We start from the raw sequence: 15720 nt of genomic DNA, 5'->3' as shown, positions 1-15720 counted from the left end.
GAATAACTACATTGCTCTTTTTTCTTAAGAAACCCGCCCAATATTTTTGTTGAACCGTTTTTTACTGGAAGAAAGCTATAACGAATACAGTAACCTGGTGATATATTTATAAGGTGTTTTAGCAACCAAATAATCCCGGTATAGGGCGATATCTAAAATTCAAAGCCACATTCCTAAAAATGTGGCTGTTTATGTCTTTCCTGGTAGATTAATATTCTTATTATATAATTTATATCAAATCTTAGCTGTATAGGAAACTTTATGATCATAGGTTTTGTAGGTATCTTTTTCATCCAATGCTTCAAAAACCTTAAAATGTTTAAGCTGTTTACCGTAAACATGAATAGTAATAGCCGATTGATTATCGTCAGCTTCGAGAATATGACAATCGGCGGGTGGTAATAGTTGTCCTGTACTTTGTCTGCCTATCGTCATGGTACCACTATAACTTAGGTTGACTATATCATCTGAGATTGTACCTGTTTGCAAATAGTTCATCACTTTCATACGGCCAGTTAAAACCCCTTCAACACCCCATGTACCATCATGATCATGTAATGGCGTGGATTGGCCTGGTGCCCAGACCAAAGCAAGAACCTCAAAACGATTTTGTGGATCTAGATATAAAGAGTATCGTCCATAACCATCTTGACTAGTCGTTATTTTATCAGATGGTCGCCATGACTTGTTTTGCACCAACTTACCCAGAAGTCTTTCAGCACTATCCACTAAAATACTTTCATCTTGCTCAGTATCTACTATATCGGTCATTTCCTTGATGAAGTCTGATAATTCGTATGAGTCATTTAATTCATTCATAAAGTGATTCCTCCCAAATATATTTTTGAATTAATTCCATAAAAGTTTCATGCTGATTTGGTGTTGTTTATTGTTCGCACATAATTTCTTGACCTTATTGAATCAAATTCCCCTGCCCATTTCGCCATTACTATGGTTGCTGTTGCATTGCCCATAACATTAACAACTGTTCGGCCCATATCAATGATACGATCAACGCCAACAATAAACGCAATTCCTTCTACTGGTAATCCAACAGAACCAAGTGTTGCAATTAATACGGAGATATTAGCTCCAGGTACCCCAGCTAATCCTTTTGTTGCAAGCATTAAAACTAGCAGAACCATAATTTGCTGGCCTATTGACATTTCAATATTGTACATTTGTGCAATAAACAAAACGGCAAGAGATTGGTATAAGGCCCCTCCATCCAAATTAAAGGAGTAACCTACCGGAATAACAAAAGAAGTAACATCTTTTTTACAACCGAACTTCTCCATTTTCTCCAATAATCGTGGTAAAACAGTTTCAGAACTTGATGTAGAAAAGGCTAAAATAAGTTCGTCTTTTAACATTTTCATTAATGTTTTAAGACTAGTTCCGGCTATTTTTAAGAGAATACCAAATACAATGACAACAAAAAGAATCATTGTAGCATAAGCAATAACGATCAGTTTCCCAAGTGGGACAAGGGAAGATAATCCAAATTTGGAAACGGTAACGCCGATAAGCGCAAATACCCCAAAAGGTGCAAATTTCATAACTTGATTTGTTACCCAGAACATGGTCTCGGAAACACCTTCAAAGAATCGAAGGACTGGTTTTCCTTTTTCTCCTATTGTAGCAATTCCAAGTCCAAAGAGAATAGAGAAGAAAATAATGGCCAGCATATCACCTTGAGCAAGTGCATGGATAATGTTTTCTGGCACAATATTGATAATCATGTTTACTAACCCGCTGGTACTGTCTAAATCCTCTGAATCACTTATCTGACTACTAACATCTGCTTCATTTAATTGACTAACATCTATACCTGAACCGGGTTGAAAAACATTAGCGGCAAAGAGACCGATCATTAGAGCAACTGTGGTAATAATTTCGAAGTAGAGTATGGTTTTTACACCCAATTTTCCAATCATTTTTTTATCACCGACTCCGGCTATTCCTATAATCAGTGTTGAAATAATAATTGGTACAATAATCATCTTAATTAAACGAATAAATATATCACCGATAGGCTGCAAATACTTTACAACTGCAGGGTTGTCGTAAAAGATTGCACCAACGGTTACGCCTAGTATCAGACCAATAAATATTTGCATAGCTAAACCAATTCGTTTCATTTGTTTCCCTCCTTCGGCTGCTTAAGCGCTTTCAATGGATTGTGCAAGAGTTATTGATTTTATGTTTATTAATATTGCAATCCTGCCTCCTTGTACTGTGACGTAATATTCTGTATGTTCCCATTTAATCACAATTATAATTTATTTACAACTATTTTTTAATGACTTAAAAATTTTAACAACAAAAATATTGTAAATAAAAAAAGAAGGTGCTATATTGATAGTAAGAGGAGGTTGTTTTGATGAATTATAATTTTGACCAAGTGATTAACCGTAAGCACACTGCAAGTAAGAAGTGGGATATGCTTCAGGAGCATTTTGGAACGGATAACATTATTCCAATGTGGGTTGCTGATATGGATTTTTTATCACCTGCTCCCGTAATTGAAGCGCTGAAGAATCGCGCGGATCAAGGTGTTTATGGTTATACAATCAGAACAGATTCGTATTTAACCTCGATTGTGGATTGGTTCAAAAGACGTCATGGATGGTCGATCAACAAAGAATGGATTTCTCACAGTCCGGGAATAATTTCAGCATTATCATTAATAACCCACACTTTTACACAACCTGGTGATAAAGTTATGGTTCAATCACCTGTCCATCATGCTTTTTATCGAGTGCTTAAGTTACAAGGTAGAGAGGTTGTTGAAAATCCATTAACATTTGAAAATGGGCAGTATAGAATGAATTTTGATGATTTCGAGGCAAAGCTTGATCCAAAAGTTAAAGTGATGTTCCTATGCAGTCCACACAATCCAGTAGGAAGAGTATGGAGCAAAGAGGAATTAACAAAGTTGGGCGAAATCTGTATGAAACATAATATTCTTGTTGTATCAGATGAAGTCCATTGTGATTTGACTTTTAAATCACAAACTCATATTCCTTTTGCATCCATTTCCGAGGAGTTTTCCAACAATTCAATAACTTGCATTTCACCTAGTAAAACTTTCAATCTGGTAGGATTGAAAACGTCTGGGATTATTATTCCGAATACAAATATCAGGGTCAAGTTTGAGAATGCAATTAATGCTTTTGCGATGGCTGCTCCAAGCTATTTTGGGGTTGTAGCATTAGAAAGTGCATATAGATATGGCGAAGAATGGCTCAACCAGCTGCTTGACTACTTACAAGGTAATGTACACTATCTAACTGACTTTATCAATGAAAATTTACCAAAAGTGAAGGTGATTCAGCCTGAAGGGACATATCTAGCCTGGTTGGATTTCAGAGAACTGGATTTGAATAGACAAGAGCTTAACAAAATGGTTCTTGAAGAAGCACATATCGGATTTGATGATGGGCCAATCTTCGGTACCGGTGGAGAAGGCTTTATGCGACTGAACTTTGCTGCACCTCGTTCCGTTTTGGAACAGGGTTTGCAGCAGCTGAAACAGGCATTAAACTCCCGTGAAGGAAGTTTAACGGGCAAATGATAAAAATAAGTTTTTTAAAAGGAGGGGTGAAAGGTGAAAGAGTGTCATCAGGTGATTTTTGATTTTGCAAAACGAACGGCTGACATGCTTGTGAAAATGTTTGGCAGTCATTGTGAAGTGGCTGTACATGACTTTAATAATTTGGAGAAGTCACTTATTCATATTGCTGGCAGCGTGACAAAACGGGAAATTGGTGCGCCAATTACCAATTTAGTGTTAGAGGAGCTAAGAAAGAATCCGTATGAGATTGATGATATCCCAAATTATAGAACACATTCCAAAACAGGGGATATTATGAAATCTTCAACTGTTTTTTTACGTGATGAACATGGAAGCGTTATCGGGGCTTTATGCATTAATTATGACATTAGTCTGCTGATGAATGTTAATGAAATGGTAGAGGATTTTGTTTCGTTTGAAGACCATCAACCGAAATCTGAAAGTTTTTTTACATCTATTCAGGATGTAATTAAAGAGATGGTTGATCAAGTATTAAATGAGTTTAAAAAAGCACCGTCATTGTTCAGTTTGGAAGAAAAAATTAATTTTGTCAGCCGATTAGAGGATAGGGGTACTTTCTTGATTAAAGGCTCAACCGATTATGTGGCTGCAGTTCTTGGTGTATCCAAATTCACAGTCTACAACTATTTAAAGAAAGTCCGCACGCATAATGAATATTCTATTGGGAAGGAAGTTGATGAATAATGGAGTTAATATATACAGAAACGGCACCAAAGGCAATTGGACCTTATTCACAAGCAATAAAAATTAATGATTTTTTATTTTTGTCGGGACAGATTCCTGTAAATCCTGATACGGGCCAGGTTATTGAACAGGATATTGTGAAACAAACAGACCAGGTCATGAACAATATTAAAGCAGTTTTGCAAAGTGAAGGGTTAACACTCAATAATATAGTAAAAACAACTATTTTTATTAAAGATATGAATGAATTTCCCATCATAAACGAAACGTACAGCAAACATCTTGCTGATCATAAGCCTGCTCGCTCAACAGTTGAGGTTAGCGCATTGCCAAAAAACGTATTGATTGAAATTGAGGCAATTGCTTCAATAAATGCTTAACCAGAAGAAATAAATAAAGTGCAGATTAAAAAGGTGAAAGGTGCGATGGACGGATCGCACCCTTTCTCTTTGGAAAGGGGAAACAAGATGAGTATTTCTTTTATCATTGCTTTATTTATTATTGGTTTTATTGGATCCTTCCTTTCCGGTATGCTTGGAGTTGGTGGTGCAATTATTAACTATCCACTCCTATTGTTTATTCCGCCTCTTTTAAGTCTTCCAGCTTTAACAGCTCATGAAGTTTCTGGTGTCGTTGCGGTTCAGGTCTTTTTTGCTACCCTAAGTGGCATTTTTGCTTATCGCAAGAGCGGGTATCTTAATAAAGGACTTATCTTGGTGATGGGCGTAAGTGTTTTAATTGGTAGTTTAGCCGGCAGTTATGGATCTAAATATCTATCTGAAGATATAATAAACCTTGTGTATGGTATTTTGGCGTTATTAGCTGTTATACTTATGTTCATTCCAAGGAAAGGTAAAGAAACCGAGGGTCAATACTTCCAATACAATCGCATTTTTGCCGTTGTCTTTTCTTTGATAGTGGGGATTGGTGCAGGTGTTGTTGGTGCTGGAGGCGCATTTCTTCTTGTGCCAATTATGCTTACAATTTTAAAAATCCCACTGCGAGTTACAATTGCTACTTCGCTAGCTGTAACATTTATATCATCTATAGGTTCAGTAACTGGAAAGCTACTGTCTCATCAAATATTACTTGTTCCATCCCTAGTCATAATCGTAGCAAGTATTATTTCATCACCCTTGGGTGCAAAATTGGGTCAAAAAATAAATGCAAATCTGTTGAAGTGGATTCTTGTTGTTATTATTTTAGCCACCGCGATAAAAATTTGGGATAACATTCTAGCTTGAAAATAAATGTAACCAGCGATCAAAGTGTTAGAACTAGGATAATGTAAAAGTTAAAGGATAAGGGGATGACGTGACGCAGGGACAGATTTCGCCGTCCTAGATGTAAAAGCAACCAACACCGGTTGGTTGCTATTGTCACCCATTGGAACATTTTTTGTCATTAAGTGGTTAAAACATGCTTTTTAGAAAATACAGTACTACCTAAAATCAAAACAAAAAAAGCCTTAATAATTTAACACAATTGGGGAAAGATCTTGAACCATTCCAAATGCAAAATTGTCCCAATACGATTGCACAAAAAATCCGCCACAATAATCTGCTTTTAACATATATTTCTTTCTGTCCTATGTACATATTAATCCAAATATAAAAGAAGCGGATACTACTTCCCGCTTCAAAACGTAAATTCTATAATAATGTACTCAAAAGTATCTTCTTTAATTAAAAAGTTATGTATTTCGTGACACATTCCCAGCGGTGCCACCCTAATTATCTTAAAATGTTAAGATCACATCATTGAATAAGCTCCAAAGTCCAAAGTCCAAAGTCCTATTCTAAATTACCTTGATACTTGTCTTCACCAACCACAAGTTCTCTGATAATCAGCGGGTAATTGTACTATATCTTTTATCATCACACTAGCGTTGCATAAGAAAATTATAGATAAGTCAATTAATAAGATTAGTTGCTCGTAATTAATGAATGAATATTCTGGTATATAATATTTCATTTTGAAGAAAAAAGGAAAGCGGACCCTTATGGTAGTCCTTTTTCCGCAAACAATAGATATGGATTACATGCGTAAAAATGTAATGGGTGACCTTGGACAGAATCTTAATGCCTGGGAATCATTTTTAACATTGGGCGTACGTGTGGACAAGCATTGTAATAATGCACATACAGTTGCATCCTTGATTCACATCCATTAGTTGACAAGGTATTTTATCCTGGTTTAGAAACTCATTCACAGCACATGTTGGCAAAAAAACAAATGAGAGGAATGGGTGGAATCGTATCCTTTGAAGTTAAAGAAGGTGTTCAAGCAGGAAAAGACTTTATTAATGCATTGGAAATTGCGATGATATCATTTAGTCTTGGTGATCCAGAGACATTAGTTCAGCATCCAGCATCAATGATCCATTCTTCCATTCCTGAAGATAAACTCGCCGATTTTGGAATTGCAAAAGGATTAATTAGATTATCCATAGGGTTGGAAGATGTAGAAGATATTATCTCTGATTTGAATCAGACTTTAGTATCAATTGCTGTAATGGTTTAGTGGGATGTGGGGAACAGGAACCTTATTCACCGAAAGTGTGTTTTAAAAAGAAGGAAAGATTTAATAGGCGGTGATCTGTCCCCATTGCCCTTCATTATACCCCATAAAATAAATCAATTATTCAAAATCTTTAATGTCTGCTAGTATTTAATTAATTGAAATTTATTTATATTCCATCTATTAAATGAGACAAAAAAGGGAGCGTGATTTTAACGAATGGAATTTTAATAGTGAAAGAAAATGAAATCGCTATCAGCCAAAAGATAAAAAGTGGCTAAATGTACCGTGCAAAGATCGTGATTAGTAATTCAACATTTTAATTACTAAAAAAATAATTTATTGGGGGTAAAGACATGTTTTTTCGTTCTTTTTTTGATGAAAGCTTAGCGCAAATGTCGTATATGGTTGGCTGTCAACGAACAGGGGAGGCCATTGTAATTGACCCAGCGCGCTGTATCGATCCATATTTGAAAACAGCTAAGAAAAAGGGATTTAAAATTGTGGCGGCAGCTGAAACACACATTCATGCCGACTTTCTCTCTGGATCCAGGGAATTGGCTAGTTATTGCAATGCAACTATCTATGTGTCAGATGAGGGGGATGAAGATTGGAAGTACCGGCAAGTGGATGGTATCGATTATGTGTTGCTTAAAGATGACAGCAAGTTCAAGTTGGGGCTTGTTGATTTCAAGGTTATGCATACTCCTGGACATACACCGGAAAGTATTTCATTTATTCTAACAGATCAAGGTGCTGGTTCTTCTCAACCGATGGGCGTGTTTACGGGTGATTTCGTATTCGTCGGTGACATTGGCAGACCTGATTTATTGGAGAAATCTGCTGGAATTGCAGGATCTGCAAATCTAGGTGCAAGACAGATGTTCCAATCCTTACAGAAATTTAAACAATTACCTGACTTTCTTCAGGTTTGGCCAGCACATGGAGCTGGGAGTGCCTGCGGTAAAGCACTAGGAGCAGTTCCAATGTCTACAGTTGGATATGAAAAGATAAACAATTGGGCATTAAGAGAAGAAGATAGGGAGAAATTTATCGGGACGTTGTTATCGGGTCAATCAACACCACCTAAATATTTTGCGATGATGAAAAAACTGAATAAAATAGGACCTTCTTTAGTTAATCAAAACGAAATTGTTAAGTTGAAAAATGCAATTGAACTTGAAGAATATGGCAGTGATACGATTTTATTGGATACAAGAAGAGCTGCAGAATTTGCAAAGTCACATTTAAGAGGTGCCATCAACATTCCATTTAATCAATCATTTACAAATTGGGCAGGAGAACTAATTAGCTATGACCAAGATATTGTCCTTATTGCAGCAGAAGAAAAGCTTGAAAAAATAAAAGAAAATTTGTCATCAATTGGCTTAGATCGAGTTGTTTCTTCAATTAAACCAGCGCTTACATTACTGGACCAGGAGCGTGTAGAAAGTTATGAGGAGGTGAATGTCCAAAAACTGCGTGATTTACTGGATGATGAACATTATCATTTGATTGATGTTCGCAACCAAACAGAGTGGGATCAAGGAAGGATTGAAGGAGCTGATCATAAGACGCTTAGTTCGCTTCCAGATCTTATGGATGACTTACCTAAGGGAAAAACGTACCTTGTACATTGCCGTTCTGGTGCCCGCTCAGCAATTGCCGCAAGCCTGATGCAGGCAAATGGATATAAAGATGTGAAAAATGTAAAAGGCGGCTACCTAGCCTGGATGAAGGAAAAGTTTCCAGTAACGCCTTAGTCAAAGCCATACGTATTCGATAATATACAAATGCTAAAGCGGAAAATAAAAAATATACACAGGAGGTTTTTTTATGAGATATGATTTTGACCAAGTAATAAGTCGGTATAATACGAATTCAGTCAAATGGGATAAAACGGAGAAATTATTCGGTCATAAGGATATTCTTCCAATGTGGATTGCAGATATGGATTTTGCGTGTCCCAAACCTGTTGTAGATGCAATAAAAGAAAGAGCGGAACATGGAATATTTGGTTATACTTCAAGATCAAGAGATTATTTTGGGGCATTTATAGACTGGGTGGAAAGACGTCACAATTGGTCCATTCAGAAACAATGGATTCGCTGTACACCAGGAATAATGTCTGCTCTTAGTATCGCCATACAATCCTTCACAAATGAAAGGGATAAAATCATTATACAAAACCCTGTCTACACGCCATTTACGGAAGTTGTGGAAAAAAACAACCGAGAAATAGTATTAAATCCACTTAAACTTGAAAATGAAAGATATGTAATGGATTATGAAAATCTAGAAAAAATGGTAGTGAATACAGATGTTAAAATGGTTATTCTGTGTAACCCACATAATCCAGTTGGCAGGGTGTGGACGAAAGAAGAGTTGATAAAACTGGGGCAAATATGTCTGGAAAATAACGTGTTGATAATATCTGATGAAGCTCATTTAGATCTCGTTTATAAAGGGTATACCCATACTCCTTTTGCTAGTATTTCAGAAGAGTTTGCAGCTAACTCTATTACCTGTACCGCTCCAAGTAAAACATTTAATTTAGCCGGTGTTCAAATGGCTAATATTATTATTCCAGGTAAAGAATTACGGAATACATTCACGAACACGATTGATAGACTTTATTTGGGACTATCAAATACGTTTGGTGTTACTGCAGTTGAAAGCGCTTATAAGTATGGCGAAGATTGGCTTGATCAATTTTTAGATTATTTAGAAGGCAATCTGACCTTTTTAACAAAGTTCATTGAAACGAATATGAAGGAAATAAAAGTGATTCCTCCTGAAGGAACATATCTTGTTTGGTTAGACTTTCGTAATCTTGGAATGGATGCAAAAGAACTTGAGGATTTTTTACAAAATAAAGCCAAGGTGGCCTTTGATGAAGGGTATACATTTGGCCCAGGTGGTGAAGGGTTTACAAGAATTAATATTGCTTGCCCACGCTCTATTTTAGAAGAAGGTTTGAAGAGAATAGAAAAAGAAGTAAAAGAATCGTTGGTTAGAGTCGGGAGGGAAAGTCAATAATGGTAACATTTCATGTTATTTTAATCATCACCTTGTTCCTGTTAATTTGTTCTGGATTATTTTATATGCAAAAAAAGTACGTTTCTTTTAATAAACGCGTTTTTCTTGCATTAATAGTTGGTATCATATTTGGGCTTGTAATCCAATTTACGTATGGTTCGACCTCAACAATTATTAGTGAGTCTGCGGAATGGATTAACATTGTCGGAAGTGGTTTTATATCTTTGTTAAAAATGCTCATCATGCCTTTAGTTTTCTTTGCTATTTTATCAGCTTTCACCAAATCGGAACTCTCTAAGGATTTTGGGAAAATTGGTGGGCTAGTAATTGGAATGTTGGCTGTAACAGTTGCAATTGCAGGTGCAGTAGGTATTTTCTCTGCTAGTGTTTTTCAACTAGACGGGATGGAAATGTCCCAAGGTGAAGCAGAGTCAATGGCTATAGCAGATAACGAGGATAGATTAGGTGTTCTAGATGAAATGACAGTACAAGAAAAAATTGTGGCTGTGCTTCCAAGTAATGTATTCTCAGATTTAACGGGAGCTCGCCCTACTTCAGTTATTTCTATTGTCATTTTTTCATCCATATTAGGGATGGCCTACATGGGTGTTAGGAGGAAGCAGCCAGAACAAGCTAAACTATTTGCGACTATGGTTAATTCTATTTTCACTGTAGTGATGAGAGTTGTAACACTTATTCTGCGCCTGACACCTTATGGAATACTGGCACTAATGGCAAATAAAGCCGCAACCAGTGATTTAGCAGCATTTTGGAACCTTGGTAAATTTATTGTTGCTTCTTACCTGGCTATAATTATTATGTTTTTGATTCACATGCTCATAATCAGAATGGTAGGTCTAAGTCCATTGACATATTTCAAAAAAATAATACCAGTCCTTACATTTGCGTTCTCGTCCCGCTCCAGTGCAGGAGCATTACCTCTTAATGTCAGCACTCAAAAACGAAGTTTAGGGGTTTCAGATGGAGTTGCAGATTTGTCGGGAGCTTTTGGCTTAACAATTGGACAAAATGGGTGTGCTGGTATTTATCCAGCAATGCTTGCGATTATGGTCGCACCTACAGTAGGAATTGATCCATTTACTCCATCGTTTATCTTAATGTTACTTGCCGTCGTTGTTATTGGCTCGTTTGGCGTTGCTGGCGTTGGTGGCGGAGGAATTTTTGCTGGACTTATCGTATTATCAACTATGAACCTTCCCGTTGCTATTGTCGGATTACTTATTTCGATAGAGCCACTTATAGACATGGCGCGTACTGCACTAAATGTTAGTGGAAGCATGGTAGCGGGTGTAGTAACTGGTAAAATTACCAAACAGCTTGATATAGACAAATATAACAGTAAAGAGGATCAAGATTTAATGGAAGTTATCTAAATAAAGTATGTAATAGATATTTAATCTAGTTATTTACATCTAAAGTACCTAATGCATCACTAAAAAATGTAACGGTCACTTTTTAGACTTATTGATTTTCAAAAAGAGATTGCTATATTTAGAAAACAAGTTAATGTGCTTCGCTAGAAATAGAATTTCATAGGATAGGGAGAAAATAGCAATGAATAAAGGTAATTTAGAAATGTTTTGCCGGGTGGTAGAGGAAGGCAGTATCAGTCAAGCAGCGCGAATTAGCTACGTCTCGCAACCAGCGGTGACCAACCAAATACGACAATTGGAAAAATACTATGATGTAGCGTTGTTTGATAGAACTGGAGGAAAACTAAGACTTACTGAACCTGGTTCCATTCTATATCCGTATGCAAAAGAGATTATCGATTATTTTAAACGGTCTGAAGCAGCCGTAAAAGGTATTGCAAATCTCGAAGCCACCACGTTAAATATAGGCGCAAGTTTAACAATAGGTGAATATCTTCTTCCTAGTATATTGGGTGAATTTCAAAAAGAAAATAAAAACTTGAAATTGAATTTAACCATAGGAAATACGCCAAATATTGTTTCCAAGCTGGAAAACCGGGACATTGATATTGCCTTGGTGGAAGGTATCGTTACCCATGATGACTTTCATATAAAAAAATTTGCTGAAGATGAGTTGATTGTGGTTATTCCAAGCAACCATCGATGGAATAATCGAAGTGAAATAAACATAGAAGAATTACCTGACGAAAAAATGATTTGGAGAGAGAGAAATGCGGGGATCAGGGGAATTGTAGAAAATATATTACGAGAAAACAATGTATTGGAAAAAATAAATAGTCATATGGAACTGGGGAGCACACAATCAATTAAAAGCGCGGTTGAAGCAGGTTTGGGTATTAGTATACTTCCGAAGCTGTCTGTATCAAAGGAACTTGAATTATGTGCTTTAAAACATATTACGATTTCTAATATTAGTATTACAAGAGATTTATGGGTAGTGGAAATCCCTTATAGATTTCCCAAAAAGAGTTTGAATGCGTTTATATCACATTTGAAAAAGTTGACTATCTGATTAACGATAAAGTGGTCAGAACTCAAAAAAATTTTTGGAAAGGGAGTTGAATTGATGATTAAATCATTATACACAGATAAGGTACCCAATCCAATAGGTCCCTATTCCTAGCATAAAAGTATGGGAGTTTCTATTTATTTCTGGTCAAATTCTTGTTAATCCTGAGACAAATGAAGTAGTTGAGCCAGAAATGACAAACTGACAGAACAAGTGATGAAAAATATAAGAGGAATTTTGGAAAGTGAAGGTTTGACTTTTAATCATGTTGTAAAGACAATGATTTTTATTACAGATATGAATCAGTTTTCCACTGTGAATAAAGAATACACCTGAATTATTCATATTTCAAAGTTAAACCTGAATTATTCATACCCCCAAGTGGAAGCACGAATTGAAGTTAAAGCAATACTATTTTCGTTTGCTTTGCCAAAAATGGATGGTGGTTTCCATGATTTGATATGAGAAAACAGTTAGTGAAAGGGATTTTCCAGTTTTTGGGCAGACTACTCCCTTGGTCTTGAATGGTTTTTAAAAAATGAGGGATTATTGGTTCATTCTAGCTTAAGTGCTTGAATTCGCTGCAAAACTTTCCAGAAAAACGACTGGTACACGAAGCTGGAAGATAGCTTGAAGTAAAGGGAGCGCCCTGATTTCACTAATTTACTGGCCACTTTGATGAGCTTCATTCGTATCGTTTGGATTTGCATGGTCTTTTGTTCTTCTGGAAAACAAAGCGTGCGCATCCAGTTCGTTAAGTTATACGCTAACAAACTCAGCATCATCCTTACTTCGTTTACCTGAAAGGGATGGCTACTCATTTTATCTAGGTAAAAACCATTTTTTGCTTCCTTGATATAGTTTTCCATCGTTCCCCGTTTCTGATAAGTACGAACGATATCTTTTGGTGAAAATGCGTCTATCAAGTTCGTTACAAAGAAGGCGTGCGTGAAAAACAACTCACCAGCGGGACGAACGGATTGGATGATCACTTTTCTCGACTTGGACCACGATTTGGCTTGATATTCCGTTTCCTCAAAATAGCATTCTGTTCTTGAAATATCAGCTGGCGCGGAGGAAGGATGTAGTTCATCAGCCAATCGCTTCGGGTTGGGATTGGATTTCAGGCGAATCACATAATAGACAGATTCGGCTTCGCACAATTCATACAGCTCAGGGACCGCGAAACCGCTGTCACCGCGCAGGAATGGTGTTGTCTCCGGGAACTTGTCATTGTAATGCTTGATAGGTGGTTCCACGAAATCAACAACCCCATTGGACGTATAGACATTGCCCGGACGCAGCCTGGCCTTGAGAAAGTCACGGGTGGCACCATCAAAAGCAACCAATGGGTGAAAACCGACAGTGCCGTAATGGGTATTGAAAGTTGCCGATTCTTGTTCGCCATATGTATCCGCGTGGGTAGAATCCAAATCAACGATAAGTGCATCCGGATTCCGATGTTGGTGCACTTTGTCCTACAATTCCTGGTTAGCCAGATTTAATTGTTCAATCGATCCAGAGTCAAACCGCTCGAAAAAGCGTGATAAACTGGGTTGAGAGGCTAGGCTAAAGCATCTGTACCAATGACTTGTGTAAAAACAGGGGCGTTTGTCAATTGATCGGCCGCATCATCCTCAGCGTAACCGCCAATCATTTGATAAATCTTTTGGCGAAGCAAATCTTCGTTGGCATGTACATGATACCGTCGTTCGTCTTTTAACTGCAGATGATCCGCCAATGTACGAGAAAAACCGATTTTTTCGTCGAACTCCCTAAATAACAACTCGCCCGTATCTGAGGACAGTGCACCTCCGTCATTGGATAATTTGATTTGACGATTGAAATTAAATGTTATTTGCGGTAAAGTAACCATTAGAAGAACCCTTTTCTGTTGGTTTTTGTTGATACTTTAACTGTAACAGAAACGGGTTCTTTTTTCATTTATTTGATGCATAACGGACATAACTAAACCCTTTGGCCTGCAAGGGTTTGTAAACTATCTGGGGAGGAGTTCTGTGAATAATCCAGGAAATAAGCCTTCTCGTTCGACAGTAGAAGTAAGTCGCTTACCAAAAGATGTATTAGTAGATATCGAAGCAAACGCTTATACCGGTTAAATAAGAATGAAGAATTTATAGAGAACATATCTAAAAGAAAATAATGTTGGGACCATTTTATCTTTATAACAGAGAGGGGGAAGCTGATGGATTTGGCTTTTATATTAACTTTTTGATTTTTTTATAAGTAGCATAAATATAATAATCAAGGTGAATGCAACTAATGCCAAAAATGGTATGGTAATAAATCCAAACCAAATTATATATTCAGCACTACATGGAACACCATCAGCGCAAGGTTTAATTTTTGCAAAACCCGGAACATTTTGCTCCAAATAGTGGAACAGTGATATAAACCAGCCAATAATCGCCATAGGCAATACATATTTTTTAACAGAAAGATCATACCAAGTATCAATGGTAATGGATACATCAAAATTCGTTGATACTAACAAAGTTCATAAGGGACAAAACCACGTAATTCACTAAAGTACAGACTATCAAGTGTTGCAACCACTGAAACTAACACGCCAGATAAAGAAAAACTGTCTGGCCATCTTTTTTATTCATTTCCTAATTACCTTCCAATGCAATATCTATAGCATTTTTGATTGCTTCATAATCAAATGGATCCTCAATCATTGTCCCATTTACCGTGATAGTTGGTGTGAGCTGTACATTGAACTCATTAACTAATTCTGCAGCCTTGTTTACTTCGTTCTTCATTTAGCACCTCTACAAATTTTAATTTAAAAGCCATTTGTTATTTTCTCCTTAATAACCACCACACCAAACCGATAACAAATATGACTAATACTCCAGCTGTTAAGAATGTTGGTATACTTTGTTCTTTTTCTACAGTATCCAATACTTGTTCTTCTTGTTGCGCTGTTTCTTCAATAGGAGCATCCACCTCAAAAGTAAATTCATCTGTTATCGGATGTCCATCTGCACCTACTATCTCCCAAACAACTTTATAAGTGTCAGTCTTTAATGGTTGCAGGAATGTAGCCTAGATTTTCACTATCTTCTATGATAAAGTTCCCTAAATCAACTTGTTCTTCATTTGAGTTAAAGGCTTCAATCATACTTATATTTTCTATTTTGGTTTCAAAATTTAATGTTATTTGCTGAATTGACTCAGTTAACAATTCACCATTTTTTGGGTTAGATTCTTTTAAATAGGCATGAGCAAATGCATCCCTTGAAAATAACATTAGTAGAATAGGTACTAATGCGAATACTCTTTTTATAATCTAAACCACTCCCTTATATAGTTATTAGCAAAATCATTTTAAAAAAAGGATTAATCAAGTATTGTTCATACACTTTTCAAAAGTAATTAATTTTAAAGTT

The 15720-nt window shown here is 36.5% G+C and carries 14 protein-coding genes and 3 pseudogenes; 10 read left to right on the top strand and 7 right to left on the bottom strand.

Annotation, left to right across the window (positions count from 1 at the left end; all coding sequences use genetic code 11):
- Window positions 1-234: 234 nt before the first annotated feature.
- Window positions 235-819 (bottom strand): cysteine dioxygenase, encoded by a 585-nt coding sequence (locus ACW2QC_RS08200; RefSeq protein ID WP_457543492.1) that lies wholly within the window; start codon window positions 817-819, stop codon window positions 235-237.
- A 47-nt stretch (window positions 820-866) separates the two neighbouring features.
- Window positions 867-2141: a cation:dicarboxylate symporter family transporter gene (locus ACW2QC_RS08195; RefSeq protein WP_457543491.1), complete on the bottom strand. Its 1275-nt coding sequence runs from the start codon at window positions 2139-2141 to the stop codon at window positions 867-869.
- A 242-nt stretch (window positions 2142-2383) separates the two neighbouring features.
- Here ACW2QC_RS08195 and ACW2QC_RS08190 point away from each other — a divergent pair, with 242 nt between their 5' ends.
- The 10 genes and pseudogenes from ACW2QC_RS08190 to ACW2QC_RS08145 all read left to right on the top strand — a co-directional run bounded on the left by ACW2QC_RS08190 (window position 2384) and on the right by ACW2QC_RS08145 (window position 12640).
- Window positions 2384-3577, top strand: coding sequence for a MalY/PatB family protein (locus tag ACW2QC_RS08190; protein ID WP_457543490.1), 1194 nt, complete (start codon window positions 2384-2386; stop codon window positions 3575-3577).
- Between the two features lie 33 nt (window positions 3578-3610).
- A complete protein-coding gene (locus tag ACW2QC_RS08185; protein ID WP_457543489.1) occupies window positions 3611-4282 on the top strand; it encodes a helix-turn-helix transcriptional regulator in 672 nt (223 codons plus the stop codon).
- Window positions 4279-4662: a RidA family protein gene (locus tag ACW2QC_RS08180; protein ID WP_457543587.1), complete on the top strand. Its 384-nt coding sequence runs from the start codon at window positions 4279-4281 to the stop codon at window positions 4660-4662. Before ACW2QC_RS08185 ends, ACW2QC_RS08180 begins: the two co-directional genes overlap by 4 nt.
- Before the next feature lie 87 nt (window positions 4663-4749).
- Window positions 4750-5526, top strand: coding sequence for a sulfite exporter TauE/SafE family protein (locus ACW2QC_RS08175; protein WP_457543488.1), 777 nt, complete (start codon window positions 4750-4752; stop codon window positions 5524-5526).
- A 788-nt stretch (window positions 5527-6314) separates the two neighbouring features.
- A pseudogene (locus tag ACW2QC_RS08170) lies at window positions 6315-6805 on the top strand (PLP-dependent transferase); the annotation flags it as partial.
- A 353-nt stretch (window positions 6806-7158) separates the two neighbouring features.
- Window positions 7159-8565, top strand: a complete 1407-nt coding sequence (locus tag ACW2QC_RS08165) for an MBL fold metallo-hydrolase (protein ID WP_457543487.1) — start codon at window positions 7159-7161, stop codon at window positions 8563-8565.
- A 73-nt stretch (window positions 8566-8638) separates the two neighbouring features.
- Window positions 8639-9841, top strand: coding sequence for a MalY/PatB family protein (locus tag ACW2QC_RS08160; RefSeq protein WP_457543486.1), 1203 nt, complete (start codon window positions 8639-8641; stop codon window positions 9839-9841).
- On the top strand, window positions 9841-11235 hold the full coding sequence (locus tag ACW2QC_RS08155) for an L-cystine transporter (protein ID WP_457543485.1): 1395 nt from the start codon (window positions 9841-9843) through the stop codon (window positions 11233-11235). Before ACW2QC_RS08160 ends, ACW2QC_RS08155 begins: the two co-directional genes overlap by 1 nt.
- A 181-nt stretch (window positions 11236-11416) precedes the next feature.
- Window positions 11417-12307, top strand: a complete 891-nt coding sequence (locus ACW2QC_RS08150; protein WP_457543484.1) for a LysR family transcriptional regulator — start codon at window positions 11417-11419, stop codon at window positions 12305-12307.
- 213 nt (window positions 12308-12520) lie between these two features.
- Window positions 12521-12640, top strand: coding sequence for a RidA family protein (locus ACW2QC_RS08145; RefSeq protein WP_457543483.1), 120 nt, complete (start codon window positions 12521-12523; stop codon window positions 12638-12640).
- A 218-nt stretch (window positions 12641-12858) separates the two neighbouring features.
- Here ACW2QC_RS08145 and ACW2QC_RS08140 read toward each other — a convergent pair.
- The 5 genes and pseudogenes from ACW2QC_RS08140 to ACW2QC_RS08120 form a co-directional block, all read right to left on the bottom strand.
- Window positions 12859-14180, bottom strand: a pseudogene (locus ACW2QC_RS08140) (IS1380 family transposase).
- A gap of 348 nt (window positions 14181-14528) precedes the next feature.
- Window positions 14529-14893 (bottom strand): annotated as a pseudogene (locus tag ACW2QC_RS08135) (disulfide oxidoreductase).
- A gap of 44 nt (window positions 14894-14937) precedes the next feature.
- Window positions 14938-15090, bottom strand: coding sequence for a DsbA family protein (locus ACW2QC_RS08130; protein WP_457543482.1), 153 nt, complete (start codon window positions 15088-15090; stop codon window positions 14938-14940).
- A gap of 37 nt (window positions 15091-15127) precedes the next feature.
- A complete protein-coding gene (locus ACW2QC_RS08125) occupies window positions 15128-15325 on the bottom strand; it encodes a hypothetical protein (RefSeq protein WP_457543586.1) in 198 nt (65 codons plus the stop codon).
- A gap of 22 nt (window positions 15326-15347) precedes the next feature.
- Window positions 15348-15581 carry a copper resistance CopC family protein gene (locus ACW2QC_RS08120; RefSeq protein WP_457543481.1) on the bottom strand — a complete coding sequence of 78 codons (234 nt, stop codon included), beginning with the start codon at window positions 15579-15581 and terminating at the stop codon, window positions 15348-15350.
- Window positions 15582-15720: the final 139 nt, after the last annotated feature.

Source organism: Virgibacillus sp. FSP13 (assembly GCF_054048505.1).
The sequence above is the reverse complement of the archived record's forward strand: the minus strand, read 5'-3'. Positions and strand labels throughout refer to the sequence as shown.

What these genes read in the sequence shown, in the direction of transcription:
- ACW2QC_RS08130 (WP_457543482.1), bottom strand. Translation starts at nt 15,090, where the DNA reads ATGAAGAACGAAGTAAACAAGGCTGCAGAATTAGTTAATGAGTTCAAT.
- ACW2QC_RS08120 (WP_457543481.1), bottom strand. Translation starts at nt 15,581, where the DNA reads ATGTTATTTTCAAGGGATGCATTTGCTCATGCCTATTTAAAAGAATCT.
- ACW2QC_RS08150 (WP_457543484.1), top strand. Translation starts at nt 11,417, where the DNA reads ATGAATAAAGGTAATTTAGAAATGTTTTGCCGGGTGGTAGAGGAAGGC.
- ACW2QC_RS08155 (WP_457543485.1), top strand. Translation starts at nt 9,841, where the DNA reads ATGGTAACATTTCATGTTATTTTAATCATCACCTTGTTCCTGTTAATT.
- ACW2QC_RS08160 (WP_457543486.1), top strand. Translation starts at nt 8,639, where the DNA reads ATGAGATATGATTTTGACCAAGTAATAAGTCGGTATAATACGAATTCA.
- ACW2QC_RS08195 (WP_457543491.1), bottom strand. Translation starts at nt 2,141, where the DNA reads ATGAAACGAATTGGTTTAGCTATGCAAATATTTATTGGTCTGATACTA.
- ACW2QC_RS08190 (WP_457543490.1), top strand. Translation starts at nt 2,384, where the DNA reads ATGAATTATAATTTTGACCAAGTGATTAACCGTAAGCACACTGCAAGT.
- ACW2QC_RS08200 (WP_457543492.1), bottom strand. Translation starts at nt 819, where the DNA reads ATGAATGAATTAAATGACTCATACGAATTATCAGACTTCATCAAGGAA.
- ACW2QC_RS08165 (WP_457543487.1), top strand. Translation starts at nt 7,159, where the DNA reads ATGTTTTTTCGTTCTTTTTTTGATGAAAGCTTAGCGCAAATGTCGTAT.
- ACW2QC_RS08145 (WP_457543483.1), top strand. Translation starts at nt 12,521, where the DNA reads ATGAAAAATATAAGAGGAATTTTGGAAAGTGAAGGTTTGACTTTTAAT.
- ACW2QC_RS08175 (WP_457543488.1), top strand. Translation starts at nt 4,750, where the DNA reads ATGAGTATTTCTTTTATCATTGCTTTATTTATTATTGGTTTTATTGGA.